This is a genomic window from Prevotella sp. oral taxon 306 str. F0472, from assembly GCF_000257925.1.
Lineage (GTDB): Bacteria > Bacteroidota > Bacteroidia > Bacteroidales > Bacteroidaceae > Prevotella > Prevotella vespertina.
Window position 1 is genome coordinate 69,512 of record NZ_AJIN01000017.1, and the last position, 14,633, is coordinate 84,144.

Sequence of the window (14,633 nt, forward strand, 5' to 3'; positions counted from 1 at the left end):
TTAATATCTCAATAAATGAAAACTAAGATTTTAAAACACTTCATTTTAGCAGTCTGTTTATCGCTGTTGCCAATGGCAATGGTGGCTAAGCAGGAAGCAATGGTGAGTTCACCATCAGGTAACATTACGCTGACGACTGGTGTAGATAATGCGGGGCGTCCTTATTACTCATTGAATCGTGGGAAAGAGGAGATACTTCTTCGTTCGGCACTTGGGTTGAAGTTGAAGGATGGCGACTTGTCTAATGACTTCCGACTCATAGGTTTCTCACGTGCAACTAAGGATGAAACGTGGCATCAACCATGGGGAGAAGAAGATGATGTACGCAATCATTATAACGAATTGACGATGAAGTTAGCACAGAAGAAAGGACTTCAACGCCAGCTGACCATTGTCTTCCGTGTCTTTGATGATGGTATGGGCTTCCGTTATGTATTCCCACAACAGAAGAACCTAAGCGACTTCATTATCACAGATGAGCTTACAGAGTTCTGTTTCAAAGGTGACCCTGAGGCATGGACATTGCCTTTTGATGCCGATTACTATGAGGGACTTTGGACGAAAGCACCATTGAGTAAGAAGCAGAAGGTGTGTACACCTGTTACAATAGAGGCTAAGCCAGACCTTTATATGATGTTACATGAAGCGAATCTGACCGATTACTCTTCATTAAATGTCAAGCCGATAGAGGCAAAAGAGGGTTATGTGCGATTGAAGGCAGAGTTAGTACCATGGTCAAATGGCGACTTGGTGCGTGCAAAAGCACCTTTCGTCTCTCCTTGGCGTATGTTATCAGTAGAAGACCATGTGGGTGGTTTGATAACAAACCGCGTCATGTTAAACCTTAATGACCCTTGTAAGATTAAGGATACATCGTGGATTACAACAGGAAAGTACGTTGGTGTGTGGTGGACTTACCACATGCAACATGCCACATGGGGTATTGGTCCAAAGCATGGAGCCACAACTGAGAATACAAAACGTTATATCGACTTTGCTGCCGAGCATGGTTTTAAGGGCGTACTAGTCGAAGGTTGGAACTATGGATGGGAGAACGACTGGGGCAAGGAAGGTGATAAATTCAACTTCACAAAGCCTTATCCAGACTATGACTTCGATGGTTTGCAGAAGTACGCATTGTCGAAAGGAGTCTCACTGATTGCTCATAACGAGACAGGTGGTGCTGCAAAGAACTATGAGGAACAGCTTGAAGCAGCCTTCTCTCTATATGAGAAGATGGGAATTAAGGCTATTAAGACAGGCTATGTGAATAAGGTTATGGACAACAAGGAGCTTCAACACTCGCAATATGGTGTGCGTCATTATCGCAAAGTGATTGAGGCTGCAGCCCGACACCACATCATGGTGGTCAATCATGAGCCTGCTATGCCAACTGGTCTACAGCGTACTTACCCCAACCTCATCGCTAGTGAGGGTGTGAGAGGACAAGAGTGGAATGCTTGGGATGGCGCTGGTGGCAACCCACCTTACCATCTTTGTGTGCTCCCATTCACACGTCAATTAGCTGGACCAATCGACTTCACGCCTGGTATCTTCAAGCTCGAAGGACAGGTTTATGCGCATACTCATCCACACACAACGCTTGCTAAGCAGCTTGCCGAGTATGTTGTCATCTACACTCCATGGCAGATGGCTGCTGACGAGATTGAGAATTACAAGGATCAACCAGCCTTCACCTTCATTGAAGCAATGCCTTCTAACTGGCAGAAGACGGTTATCCCGATGGCAGAGATTGGTAAGTACATCGTTACTGCACGTCAGAACCGTGATAACCAGGACTGGTTTGTTGGTGGAATGACCGATGAGAACGCTAGAGACATCAGTCTTAAACTCGACTTCCTAGCACCAGGTACAACTTATAAGGCTATTATCTATAAGGATGGACCTGATGCCGAATATGATAAGAACCCTTATCCAATGACCATCGAACAGCTTGTTGTGAACCATGATAGTGTATTGAAACTACACATGGCAAAGAGTGGTGGCTTTGCAATTCAGCTCATTAAGCAAGCGTAAGGAGCAATAGCTTATAGCTTATTAAACTTATATTCATCCCTGCCTTATCATCTTGATGGGCAGGGATTTTGGTTATTATTTTGGTAAGGAATACTTGCCTTATATGTGATTTATTGTTACCTTTGCATTGTTTAGTACGTAATAATATGAGAAAATACAAGTTATTTGTAACATTTGGACTATTGACTATGTCTGTAGCAGTACATGGTCAGACCTCAACAATATCGGGAGTTCTACTCGACTCATTGACCCATGAGGGAGAACCCTACGCTACTGTTCGTGTTTATAAAGGTAAGAAAAGTGACAAGCCAGTGGCTATGTCGGTTACATCTATTGATGGTAAGTTCTCTCAGCAGGTAACAGGACAAGGTAACTTCTTGGTTTCTTTCACTGCTATGGGGCGTAAGGAGGTTCTCCGAAAGGTGCAACTTACAGCTACAGGAGGCGTTATCGACTTGGGTCAGTTGCTGGTTCAAGATGATACGAAGCAGTTGAAAGGTGTGGAGGTAGTGGCTCAGAAGCCACTTGTTAAGATGGAAACGGATAAGATGTCGTATGATGTTCAGGCTGATAACGACGCTAAGACGAACACAGTACTCGACATGCTGCGTAAGGTTCCGATGGTAACTGTGGATGGACAAGACAATATCTCGGTCAATGGACAGTCTTCCTTCAAGGTTTATGTAGATGGTAAACCGAATGTAATGTTCTCTTCCAATCCCTCACAAATATTCAAGTCAATGCCCGCCTCGGCTGTTAAATCAATAGAGGTGGTGACCAATCCAGGTGCTAAATATGATGCCGAAGGAACAGGCGGAGTGCTGAATATCATCATGAACCGCGTTAATGGCAAGAGTGCCGTTAATATGAATGGATATAACGGAAACCTTGCTATCTCTGCAGGAAACAAGGGGTGGCGGTCGTCTGGGTTCCTTAGTGGACAGCAGGGAAAGCTGACGTATAGTGCTAACATCATGTATAACGCAGCAAAGTCGAAAGGTACTGTGACAGAGATGAGCCGTACTGCGAGTGATGGGTCACGTATGGACTATCGTCAAAAGGGCAATACTCACATCCCATTCACCATGGGTAACCTTAGTCTGGGCTATGAGCTCGACTCTATGAGCAATATTGGTGCATCCATCGGACTTACTTCCTTCGCTATGAAGAACGATGGTCACCCCATGACAACCTTCTCTGGTGGTCCTTACGGAACAGGTTTCTCGTATGGTAACGAGATGACCATGAAGAATAAGAATACCTCCTTTAACGGTAGCATAGACTATCAGCGATTCTTTAATAAGGCTCGCACAAGTAGTTTGACACTGAGTTATCTCTTCTCAACAACGCCTGCCGAGAACACAAACCTACGTGTTTATGATCCCTTACCAGCGGGTGTTACGATTCGATTAAAGGATCTTTATTCAGAGGCGAAGACGCATGGAACGGAGCATACAGTGCAAGTCGACTATACCACACCGATAGGGAAAGGACAGACCTTAAGCACTGGTTTGAAGTTTATCGCACGTCGCAACTCTTCCGACTCGAAGTTTTATGACATCGTAAGTGGTGCTAATGTCTACAATGCCAACAACAGTGTGAATTATAGGAACACGCAGAGCATCCTTGCCGAATACGCTGAATATGCAGCAACAATGGGTAAGTTAGGTGCTAAGGTGGGACTTCGTTACGAGCATACATGGGAGAACGTGAAGTTCATAGTAGGTCCTGGTGCCAACTTCAAGAAGCACTATGGCAACTTAGTACCATCTGCCAGCCTCACTTACAACCTATCAGCTGGTATGAATTTAGGCGTCAACTATTCTATGCGAATCAGTCGCCCGGGTATCAGTTATCTGAATCCTTACCACGACATAAGCAACCCGACGGCTGATAGCTATGGTAATCCTGACTTGCAAGTAGAGAAGAGTCACAACATAAAAGTAGTCTTCAACTCCTTCACACCGAAGTTTATGATCAACGTAACACTCGGTGAGAACTTTGCCAATAATCAGATAGAACAATACTCATTCATGCATGGTTCGATACTGAATACCACGTATGGCAACATCGTTAGAAGTCGTATGACGAACTTCAGTTCATTTATGAATTACGCTGTAACTAGTAAGACACGACTAATGCTAACAGCCAATGTTGACTATGCAGATATTCGATCGGAACAACTCAATGCACATAACTATGGATGGCAAGCCACTACATTCCTCGGTGTGCAGCAAACCTTCCCTTGGGATTTGAAATGGAGTATGTTCGTGGGTGGAATGACGAAGAAGTATTCTCTACAAGGCTATAACGGCGGCTTCAATATGTTTAATACAACGCTATCAAAGAGCCTTATTAAGGATAAACTCGACTTGAGTTTGATGTATTTCGTGCCATTCACTGGTAAGATAAAGATAAAGCAGTATAGTCATGGAGCCGACTTTGAGAATCGTATGAACATCTCAATTCCTGCCCAGATGGTATCCTTTACACTTACATGGAACTTCGGTAACACCAAGAAGCAATACCAGAGTCATGAGACAAAGATAACTAACGACTTCCAAGAAAAGAAGAACGACCAGCAGATGAACGGCATGGGAATGGGTGTCGGGATGTAATTCTCCGTGCTTGTTTATTGTTATTAATGTCCCTAATGGGCGTTAATTAAAATCATAAAGGGCTGTAACACGAATGATGTTACAGCCCTTTCATTGCCTTAATAGTCTCTCTTTGAATCACTCGATAGTCTCTCTTTTATTCGCTTGATAGTATATCTCTCGTCCAGAAGATACTTTGTTAACGGGATTATACACACCTGTATAATTGATTATACACGTCTGTATAATTGATTGTACACGCTTGTATAATTGATTGTACAGCCTTGTATAAAAGTCTTCTAAGCCTTTCTAACGGATTGGAATACTAATAGAAAGCCTCTTGCTGAGCTTCTTAAAGGAGGGAATAAGTCTATGGTAGTTAATTAAAGAATACTCTTTGCCATTTGAAGAGGGCGTTTCCTTGATGTGAGAAGAGCCTTTCTTCATATCAACGAAAGGCTTTCTTTAATTTGAAGAAAGCCTCTCATTGTTTGCTCCCGTTAGGCACTCCTCCCCTTGGGGGAGGCTGGGAGGGGTTTAAGTCAAGCGTCTTTACTCTTTTGTAATCATGTTACGTGAAAGTCTCATGAGGATGGCGAAGATGATACAAGCAGTGATGAAGCCAGCGATGGCATCGATGAGATAGTGTGCTTGAATATATACAGTTGCACAACAAAGGAGGATGTAGAATGGTGCAAGAACAGCCAAGAGACGATAGTTGCGGTCGTGCCATAAGAGCAACATACACACTGTGCTCACGCCAACATGCGAACTCGGGAACGCAGCTGTTGGTCTTTCGCCTGCCGCCTTAGCGTCTTCAACGAGGTGATAGAATATGCCGTCAGTATAGCCGGGGCTTGGTAAGCACTCTTGATGATGGTTGAAATAATCGTGCAAGTTGGGGAATACGCCCGCAGCAGCTTGTTGTAAGCCTATCGCCTTATAGTAGAATGTAGGACCAACGACTGGTAGGAAGATGAAGATAACATAATAGATAAAGAACGAAGAGAGAATGACGAAGGCGGCACGATTGAACTCCTTGTAATGCCAACCGAAGTAGTAAACGGCGGTTGCAGCTATCATTGGATAATAAGCAGCGTATCCCATGTCGAATAACTCACTGAAGATATGCCCCGGAAGAGCCTTTGCAAAGAGCAAAGCAGGCTGACATCCGAAGAGAGATTGCTCCCATGTAGCTGCTAAATGGTCAAGGTTTGGGAGGTGGCGGTTGATCTCGTAAGTATCAGGATACCACCATGCGAGTAATGCCATTTGCACTCCTACACGTGTGAAGCGTGTTAGTCGACAGGGTGCAATGCGATAAACAAGCCACATAACAGCCGTGAGAGCAACGATGCGGATGCGCCCGTAGATCATAGCTTGTGGGTTATTGATACTCGTGTACATGAAGAATGTGATGATAAGTGTCAATACCAAGTAGGCCATTACTACCCATTCGTATGCCATAAGACCCTTAACAGGTTTCTTCTCTAGCTTAAATAAGTTTGTTATGAATCGTTTCATTGTTTGTTGTTATTGGTTTTATTAGCCCCATAAGCCCTATTAGGCTTATTCGCCCAATTAGCCTAATAATAATTAGCTAATCTATAGCCAACCCTCTTTCTTATACCATGCAATGGTCTCCTTTACCCCTCTCTTGAGGTCATACTTCGGTTGATAACCCAGTTCGTCGATAGCTGGTTGGATGTTACAACGCCAGTTTCGCTGTTTAAGAATCTGATACTTATCATTGTTAAGAGCCGATATTTTACCCGTGATATGCCCTATTAAGTCGCCAAAGAAGGTGACAATGCGCAGTAACCAGATAGGAGCAGTAATGCGAATCCACCATGGTTTGCCCAGTTCCTCATGTATCAAGTCGCTGAAAGTGGTGCTTTGATAAACCTTACCATCGCTTAGGAAGTATGCACATCCAGCCTTCCCGTGCTCAAGCGATAGGAAGACAGCCTGCACAACATCCCTTACATAGACGAAGGTGATGTCCTGTTGCTTGTAACCAACAGCAAAGTCGGAGTGCCCCTTGATACTCTTTGCCATCAAGAAGTAATCCTTCTCTCTCGGACCATATACCCCTGTTGGGCGCAGGATAATATAAGGAAAGTCGTCGGGGAGCATTGCTTCGGCCTTTAACTTGCTTTGTCCGTATGCCGTGTTAGGCTTTGGAGTGTCCGTAGGTTCAATCTCCTTGTAAGGTTGTTGTTCTCTGATAGCTCCAAAGATACTAAGACTTGAAATGAAGACAAAGCGTTTCAGTGATGGTTGAGTAGCCTGAAGTGCCTTCACGAGATTGTTAGTTCCATCCGTATTGATGCGGAAGAAGTCTGCTTTATGCAAACACTTCGTCACACCAGCAGCGTGAACAACATAGTCGAAGGCGTGCCCTGCAAGCTGTTCTGTCAATTTATCGACAGAAGAAAAGTCTAGTTCTATGAAATGAATGCGCTCATCTCTTAAATACTCTCTCGATGACGAGCGACGCACGGCGGCCCAGGTTTCATATCCTTGACGTATTGCCTCTTCCACTATAAATGACCCAATGAAGCCCGAAGCACCTGTTATTAATATCTTATTCATCGAAAATATCTTAGCAAACGTTTGCAAAGATACAAACTTTTTCGTTACTTTGTCGAATATATAAACATACTAATTCCATTATTTATGACGAAAGATAAGAAAGGTGGAAAGCGATTAACTAAGAAGCAACTAGCTGAACAGTTGACTTCTTTCTTTCAGTCGCAACCTAACGAAACATATAGTTTTAAAGAGATATTCCGTGCTTTGAAGTTAAAGACACATCCGGCTAAGATGTTAGCAATTGATGTGATGGAAGAGATGGCATGGGATGACTTTCTTGCAAAGGTAGGCGATAGTGCCTATACTCTCAATACAAAGGGACAGGTGCAAGAAGGTACTTTCATTCGCAAAGCTAATGGAAAGAATACCTTTCAACCAGACGATGGTGGCACTCCAGTCTTCGTCTCCGAACGTAACTCAATGGCTGCTTTAAATGGCGATCATGTCAAAGTGCAGTACATGGCAAGACGCCAGAATCATATTAAAGAGGCGATGGTCATCGAGATATTGCAGCGCAAGAAAGACACCTTCGTAGGCAAGTTAAGAGTGGAGAAGGACATTGCCTTCCTTGTAACTCAGGAGAATCTCTTTATCCATGACATACTAATTCCTAAGAAGAAGTTGCGTGGTGGAACTACAGGTGACCGTGCTTTGGTGAAGATAACACAATGGCCTGACGCAAACCACAAGAACCTTATGGGCGAGGTAGTCGATGTCTTGGGTGCAGCTGGTGATAATGACGTTGAGATGAACACCATTCTTGCACAATACGGATTGCCTTATAAGTATCCTAAACGCGTCGAGGATGCTGCCGAAAAGATAAGTGCTGAGATCACAGAGCAGGACTTTAAGGAGCGAGAAGACTTCCGTGACGTGTGGACTTGTACGATAGATCCAAAGGATGCAAAGGACTTTGACGATGCTCTCTCTATACGAAGACTAGAGAAGGAAGGGCTTTGGGAAGTTGGTGTACATATAGCAGATGTATCGCATTATGTCAAAGAAGGCGACATAATTGACCGTGAGGCACAGCAGAGAGCGACCTCTGTTTATCTTGTGGATCGCACTATTCCAATGCTTCCAGAGCGTCTTTGCAATTTCATTTGTTCGTTGCGTCCCAATGAGGAGAAGCTCGCCTTCAGTTGTATCTTCAATCTTGATGATGACGCAAATGTAAAGGCTTACCGCATTGTACACACCGTTATCAAGTCGAATAGGCGTTACGCTTATGAAGAGGCACAGCAGTTACTGGAAGATAATGGTGTTGTTGATGGTACAGGAGAGCCTGCCCCAAAGCCAGGAAAGGATGGTTATAAGGGCGAATATGCCGAAGAGATCATTACACTAGACCGCTTGGCAAAACTTCTTAGAGCACGTCGTTTCAAGGGCGGAAGCGTTAAGTTCGATTCAGAAGAGCTCCATTTCGATGTAGATAACACTGGTAAGCCGCTCCGTTGTTACTTCAAACGATCGAAAGATGCCAACAAGTTGATAGAAGAATTTATGCTCTTTGCTAATAAAACAGTAGCGGAAAGCATTGGAAAGACCGTTAAAGGCAAGAAAGCAAAGACTCTCCCTTATCGAGTTCACGATAATCCAGACCCTCAGAAGTTTGAGAATCTACGTGAATTCAGCGCTAAGTTCGGTTATAAACTTAAGTCTTCGAGTACGAAGGGGGCTACAGCTCGTGCGTTGAACAAGCTCATGGATGAGGTACAAGGTACTCGCGAAGAGAAGGTGATACAAACGATTGCTCTGCGATCGATGATGAAAGCGAAGTACACAACGCATAACATTGGGCACTTCGGACTAGCTTTTGATTACTACACACACTTTACTTCGCCTATTCGTCGCTATCCCGACACCATGGTGCATCGCTTGATAACACGTTACCAGAATGGTGGTCGTTCTGCAAACAAGGATCACTATGAAGAGTTGTGTGAGCATTGTTCGGATATGGAATTGGTTGCGCAGAATGCAGAACGCGACTCCATCAAGTATAAGATGGTTGAGTTTATGGGCGAACACATCGGTGAGTGTTACGATGCACATATATCAGGTATCCAGAGCTTCGGTATCTATGCAGAGATAGATGAGAACCATTGCGAAGGCATGATACCAATGCGTGACCTTGATGATGACTATTACGACTTCGATGAAAAGAACTATTGTCTAGTAGGGCGACGCCGTCATCACGTTTATCAACTGGGTGATCCTATCCGCATAAAGGTGGCTAAAGCGAACCTAGAACGCAAACAGCTCGACTTCACACTAGATGATGGTCGACCTGTGAAGACGCCCCAACAACCTGTGAAAGAGCAACCAAAAGATAAGAAGAAGAAGGAAAGAAGGCGGAGAAGATAAGGCTTTCTCTAATTCAAAATTATGATTAGGTAGAGTTGACGAGTACACGAGTTGACGGGTAGACAAGTTGTTAGATAGAGTTGACGAGTATGCGAGTTAACGGGTAGACAAGTTGTTAGATAGAGTTGACAAGGGGACAGGTTGACGAGTAGACAAGTTGTTAGTTCTGTTGGATGTAGCACCACAAAGTAGGGACAGACTCCCTCGTCTGTCCGCCAAACGGATGGTTTCTTGTTAATAAATTAGGGTATAACGGCGGACAGACGAGGGCGTCTGTCCCTACTTTTGAGGCATCATCTTGATAAGAAAAGATCAATCTAAACTGGCTCCCATTAGGCACTCCTCCCCTTAGGGGAGGCTGGGTTGGGTTTCCAGACGAGGGCGTCTGTCCCTACATTGTGGGGTCACTTTCAATTTAATGAGGGCTTAACAATGGTAAGCATAATGATGGATTTTGAATGATGAATTATGAATTAAGACTGAAAAATGATTCTATTTTATGTGTAACAAACGACTATTTCTACTCTTACTCGGCGTTTTCTTTGTTCTAATAGCGCATGCGCAAGAGCAGAAATACACCCGTTTAAAGGGTTATTATCGTGTTTATCAGGCGACAAATAGCATGCTCTCTTATTTTGTAGATGGTATGATGGAGTTTTATATACCTGTATCTGACTCCATTGCAGGTAGCTCTGACAATAAAAAGAAGTCCCCTTTTATTGATCGAAAGTTCCTTGGTGAACGTCGTCGAAAGGCTCCGAAAGCCAATGGCGACGATACCTTCGTGCGGATGTCACTGCCAAATTTAGAGCGACAAACGCTTATTGAGAGTATAAATAGCGAAGAGTATTCAACGAGGAACAATGGAGATGTGTATCGATGGGCGGATAAGTGCGGTAAAATAACGCATGACAAACAGAAGATAAAAGGGCAGACTGAATTGCTGACAACTATCGAGATGGATGAGTTAGTAGGGCAACCTAACCATGAAATAGACATGAGTCAGTTGCGTATGTATGGTATCGTGGCTCGTATGACACAATTTGATGAGAGCGAAACTTACCTTTCTAATTATGCTCTTAACGCCTTCCAAAAGCATCAAACCTTCTTTGCTCGTTATCGAGGAGAGGATGTTGACGATCGTATTGATATATGGAGTGAGTTCTATGTATCGGATAGAATGACGATAACAGAGGCTGAACTAAAACAGATAAAGAAGGAGAAAAACCATGTATGGACGTTCTCTATTCCCGCTTCTGTCCCTCCTTTAGATAAGGAAGTAGTTGCTGCTTGGGAAAAGATGATAGAATACTAAGGCACCAGACTACCAATAATTGAAATGTAAAATGAGGAAAATTTTTTATTTATTCATGCTTCCCTTGCTTATTATCAGTTGTTCGCAAGGGGCAAAAAAACGTAGTTTTCCAAAGGAGAAGTTCACCATTGACCTCTTACTTCCTACTTCCCCCGTGAAGAATCAAGGCTCCAGTTCACTTTGTTGGGTCTATGCCATGCTTGCAACGATTGAGTCAGAGCATATCATACAAGGTGATTCTGTCAACCTAAGTGCCGATTATGTGGCTCGAATGTATCTATATGAGCAGGCTAGAAGACGCCAATTTCTACCGCAGAGAGTGGCTCGTTTAGAGCGACCCATCACCACTCGTGGTATGAGTACAATGACACTTGACCTCATCAAAACCTATGGTTTACAGCATTATGATGCCTATCATAGTGAGCCAGATATGGACTATAATGTCCTTTGTAGGCGTCTTGATCGTTCGAAGAAGGTTGACGAACTCTTGGATAAGAGTATCGGAACTTTACCTAAACAGGTCTTTATGTTTGGTGTGCGATACACTCCTTATGAGTTTGCACGCAGTGTTTGTATGCCAGAAGAGTACACAGCGGTAACGAGTTTCCTACATCATCCATTACATGAGAGCTTTCCTTTAGAAGTTCCAGATAATTATTTCCACGATACTTTCCTAAATATTACAGCAAAAGACATCATCCCCTGCATTGTAAATAGCCTGAAGAAAGGGCATCCCGTGTGCTGGGAAGGTGACGTCTCAGAGCCTCTCTTCTCCTTTGAACATGGATATGCAATGTTGGATGATGAGGCTCGGCAATGGACAGAAAAGGATAGACAGGAAGCGTTTGAGCACTTTCAAACAACTGACGACCATTGTATGGAGATCGTTGGAATAGCCCATGACCAGCATGGTAAACGCTTCTTTCTTTGCAAAAATAGCTGGGGCACGGACAATCCTTACCATGGTTTCATGTTCTTGAGTGAGCCTTATGTCTATATGAAGACCATTGCCTTGGTGGGAACTAACCTATAGTTATCTACTTCGAAAAGCTTCTTTATCATGGAGAAAACTTTTCCTTGAGATTAAAAATAGATTAAAAAGCAGAATAAAATAGTTTAATAATAGAATAAAAACAGACTAAAAATAACAACAAACGACGCTTATCAGTATTATTGATGAGCGTCGTTTGTTGGATAGATGAGGCTTATTACTTAGTAAAGAGTTGCTTTGCAAACTCCCAGATAACGATTCCTGCGGTCACACTAACATTCAGAGAGTGCTTCGTTCCGAACTGTGGTATCTCCAAGCAAGCATCACTCATGTCAACAACAGATTGTTTTACGCCCTTCACCTCATTGCCCATGATGATGGCATAATGGCTGTTGTTTGTAGTCGATTCAGCATTGAGATTGAGCGTATGGAGCTTTGTTGAATGTTCAACCTGCTCTACGCTATAAACGAAAACACCCTTTTTATGCAAATCTTCAACGGCATCTTCTGTCCGTTCAAAGTATTTCCAATCAACCGAATCTTCGCCTCCTAAAGCCGTCTTATGTATCTCGGCATTAGGAGGAGTAGCCGTTATACCACATAGATAGATGGCTTCTATACGAAAAGCATCGGCTGAACGGAATACACTTCCTACATTATATAATGACCGCACATCGTCCAGAACGACGATGAGAGGCAACTTCTCGGCTTCTTTAAACTCCTCAATGGAGAGCCGACTCATCTCTATTGTACGTAACTTGCGCATTTATTTCATACTAAAAGCAACCGCATAGGCTTTGATCTTAGTAACCATTGACAGCAAACCATTGCTTCTTGTAGGTGAAAGATGCTGTCTCAAGCCTATCTTATCAATGAAGTATAGGTCGGAATCTATAATCTCTTGTGCGGTATGATGACTTAGAACGCGAATCAAAAGAGCGATAATACCTTTCGTGATAAGCGCATCTGAATCAGCTGTAAACACCAGTTTGCCATCGACATTATCGCATTGGAGCCATACACGACTTTGACATCCGTCTATGAGATTCTGCTCGTTTTTATACTGTTCAGCCAATGGTTCAAGGTCATTACCTAGGTCGATCAACATCTGATACTTGTCCATCCAATCGGAGAAGTCGCTGAACTCTTCTATTACTGCATCTTGCGCTTCGTTTATTGTCATAGTTTCTTTTATTTAAAGGAGTGGTAGGAGTGAAGGAGAAAAGGGAGTTAAGACAAGTGTAAAGCGGCTTGATGTGTTTCAATCTACTATACCAAGAATCGGTATTGTAGCCTTGTATATCCTTAATGTACCATCAAGAACATTTGTCTTAACGCCCTTTCATTCCTTAATTCTTGGCACTCTTGATTAGTTTAAACAGCTTATCATTCGGTCTAACCTTATCTGGTACGGGGATAGAAACACGCCATCCTTGCTCTGCAACATCCACTGGTTTGAGGTCATAACGTATCTCTTCAGCATTGAGGAACATAGCTCCAGTGGTGTTACCAGTGATGAGTAGCTTGTCACCCTTTGCGAAGGTGTTGGCTTCAACGGCTATTTCTGCAACGCCAAGACGCGAGAAGTACTTCATCACCTTACCGATGAGAAGCTTCTTTTCAGTTGCTTTGTTACCATATTCCTTGGTCCATTCTCCCATCTTCTGACCCTGATAGTAGCCATCCCAGAAACCGCGATTGAAGACTGTAGATAAGCGTTCGTCCCACTTGTCTTTCTTCTCTTCTGTGAAGGTTCCATCCAATACACTCTGCATTGCTTCCTTATAACATGACACCACAGTGTGTACATATTCGGGTCCACGAGCACGACCTTCTATCTTGAAGACACGTACTCCAGCATCCATCATCTTATCGATGAATCGAACGCTCTTAAGGTCTTTTGGACTCATTATATACTTATTGTCTATCTCCAACTGGTTGCCTGTTTCGTTATCAGTCACAGTATAACTACGACGGCAAATCTGCACACATTCACCACGATTAGCCGATCTGTTGGCATCGTGAAGACTCATATAACACTTGCCAGAGATAGCCATGCAGAAGGCTCCATGACAGAACATCTCTATGCGAATAGGCTGTCCTTTAGGACCACAGATGTTCTGTTTTATAATCTGTTCGTGTATCTCCTTTACCTGATCCATGTTCAGTTCGCGTGCCAAAACGGCTACATCTGCAAATTGCGCATAGAACTTTAAGGCATCAATATTTGATATATTCAATTGGGTGGAGAGGTGGACTTCAACGCCAACTTGCCTACAGTACATCATTACAGCTACATCGCTTGCTATGACGGCAGTGATATTTGCATCCTTAGCAGCGTCTATAATCTCGTGCATCGTTGTAATGTCTTCACCATAGATAACCGTGTTTACAGTTAGATAAGTCTTGATGTTCTGTGCGTTGCAAGTCTCTGCTATCTCCTTAAGGTCGTCTATTGTGAAGTGATTAGCAGAGTGGGAACGCATGTTCAACTTACCTATTCCGAAGTAAACAGAGTTTGCTCCAGCATGTATAGCAGCCGCCAATGACTCACGAGAGCCAACGGGTGCCATTATTTCAAAGTCGTTTATATTCTTATCCATTTATGTTTATTATCTTGAACTGGGTGCTATCAGTTAGTAAGGTGTTTGTTTCCTTTTATGTAATACCTCGCTAAGGTGTTATGTAGATACTGATGAGCAACTCCTTATAAAGTAATCTCTTTTACTGAGAA

Annotated in this window: 10 protein-coding genes; 5 read left to right on the forward strand and 5 right to left on the reverse strand. The window is 43.3% G+C overall.

Going from position 1 to position 14,633, the window contains the following annotated elements:
• Window positions 1-15 precede the first annotated feature (15 nt).
• Complete coding sequence (locus HMPREF9969_RS02900) at window positions 16-2,037, forward strand: glycoside hydrolase family 97 protein (protein WP_009434349.1); 2,022 nt, start codon at window positions 16-18, stop codon at window positions 2,035-2,037.
• A gap of 146 nt (window positions 2,038-2,183) precedes the next feature.
• Window positions 2,184-4,655 carry an outer membrane beta-barrel family protein gene (locus tag HMPREF9969_RS02905; RefSeq protein WP_036894788.1) on the forward strand — a complete coding sequence of 824 codons (2,472 nt, stop codon included), beginning with the start codon at window positions 2,184-2,186 and terminating at the stop codon, window positions 4,653-4,655.
• A gap of 531 nt (window positions 4,656-5,186) precedes the next feature.
• Here HMPREF9969_RS02905 and HMPREF9969_RS02910 read toward each other — a convergent pair.
• A complete protein-coding gene (locus tag HMPREF9969_RS02910) occupies window positions 5,187-6,158 on the reverse strand; it encodes a phosphatase PAP2 family protein (protein ID WP_009434399.1) in 972 nt (323 codons plus the stop codon).
• A gap of 81 nt (window positions 6,159-6,239) precedes the next feature.
• Window positions 6,240-7,229: an NAD-dependent epimerase/dehydratase family protein gene (locus HMPREF9969_RS02915; RefSeq protein WP_009434321.1), complete on the reverse strand. Its 990-nt coding sequence runs from the start codon at window positions 7,227-7,229 to the stop codon at window positions 6,240-6,242.
• Between the two features lie 84 nt (window positions 7,230-7,313).
• Between HMPREF9969_RS02915 and rnr the strand changes: the two genes are divergently transcribed.
• The 3 genes from rnr to HMPREF9969_RS02930 all read left to right on the forward strand — a co-directional run bounded on the left by rnr (window position 7,314) and on the right by HMPREF9969_RS02930 (window position 11,941).
• A complete protein-coding gene (gene rnr, locus HMPREF9969_RS02920; protein WP_009434363.1) occupies window positions 7,314-9,593 on the forward strand; it encodes a ribonuclease R in 2,280 nt (759 codons plus the stop codon).
• A gap of 499 nt (window positions 9,594-10,092) precedes the next feature.
• On the forward strand, window positions 10,093-10,908 hold the full coding sequence (locus HMPREF9969_RS02925) for a hypothetical protein (RefSeq protein WP_009434375.1): 816 nt from the start codon (window positions 10,093-10,095) through the stop codon (window positions 10,906-10,908).
• Window positions 10,909-10,939: 31 nt separating this feature from the next.
• Window positions 10,940-11,941 carry a cysteine protease gene (locus tag HMPREF9969_RS02930; RefSeq protein ID WP_036894789.1) on the forward strand — a complete coding sequence of 334 codons (1,002 nt, stop codon included), beginning with the start codon at window positions 10,940-10,942 and terminating at the stop codon, window positions 11,939-11,941.
• Window positions 11,942-12,116: 175 nt separating this feature from the next.
• Here the strand turns inward: HMPREF9969_RS02930 and HMPREF9969_RS02935 are convergent, their stop codons facing one another.
• The 3 genes from HMPREF9969_RS02935 to HMPREF9969_RS02945 all read right to left on the reverse strand — a co-directional run bounded on the left by HMPREF9969_RS02935 (window position 12,117) and on the right by HMPREF9969_RS02945 (window position 14,502).
• Complete coding sequence (locus tag HMPREF9969_RS02935) at window positions 12,117-12,665, reverse strand: RNA methyltransferase (RefSeq protein WP_009434333.1); 549 nt, start codon at window positions 12,663-12,665, stop codon at window positions 12,117-12,119.
• The gene (locus HMPREF9969_RS02940; protein ID WP_004383101.1) at window positions 12,666-13,082 is read right to left on the reverse strand and encodes a SufE family protein; all 417 of its coding nucleotides are present in this window, start codon (window positions 13,080-13,082) and stop codon (window positions 12,666-12,668) included.
• 166 nt (window positions 13,083-13,248) lie between these two features.
• Window positions 13,249-14,502 carry a peptidase U32 family protein gene (locus tag HMPREF9969_RS02945; RefSeq protein WP_009434353.1) on the reverse strand — a complete coding sequence of 418 codons (1,254 nt, stop codon included), beginning with the start codon at window positions 14,500-14,502 and terminating at the stop codon, window positions 13,249-13,251.
• Between the last annotated feature and the right edge of the window lie 131 nt (window positions 14,503-14,633).

Coding starts and splice junctions, on each gene's coding strand:
- HMPREF9969_RS02900 (WP_009434349.1), top strand. CDS start 16: ATGAAAACTAAGATTTTAAAACACTTCATTTTAGCAGTCTGTTTATCG.
- HMPREF9969_RS02905 (WP_036894788.1), top strand. CDS start 2,184: ATGAGAAAATACAAGTTATTTGTAACATTTGGACTATTGACTATGTCT.
- HMPREF9969_RS02910 (WP_009434399.1), bottom strand. CDS start 6,158: ATGAAACGATTCATAACAAACTTATTTAAGCTAGAGAAGAAACCTGTT.
- HMPREF9969_RS02915 (WP_009434321.1), bottom strand. CDS start 7,229: ATGAATAAGATATTAATAACAGGTGCTTCGGGCTTCATTGGGTCATTT.
- rnr (WP_009434363.1), top strand. CDS start 7,314: ATGACGAAAGATAAGAAAGGTGGAAAGCGATTAACTAAGAAGCAACTA.
- HMPREF9969_RS02925 (WP_009434375.1), top strand. CDS start 10,093: ATGTGTAACAAACGACTATTTCTACTCTTACTCGGCGTTTTCTTTGTT.
- HMPREF9969_RS02930 (WP_036894789.1), top strand. CDS start 10,940: ATGAGGAAAATTTTTTATTTATTCATGCTTCCCTTGCTTATTATCAGT.
- HMPREF9969_RS02935 (WP_009434333.1), bottom strand. CDS start 12,665: ATGCGCAAGTTACGTACAATAGAGATGAGTCGGCTCTCCATTGAGGAG.
- HMPREF9969_RS02940 (WP_004383101.1), bottom strand. CDS start 13,082: ATGACAATAAACGAAGCGCAAGATGCAGTAATAGAAGAGTTCAGCGAC.
- HMPREF9969_RS02945 (WP_009434353.1), bottom strand. CDS start 14,502: ATGGATAAGAATATAAACGACTTTGAAATAATGGCACCCGTTGGCTCT.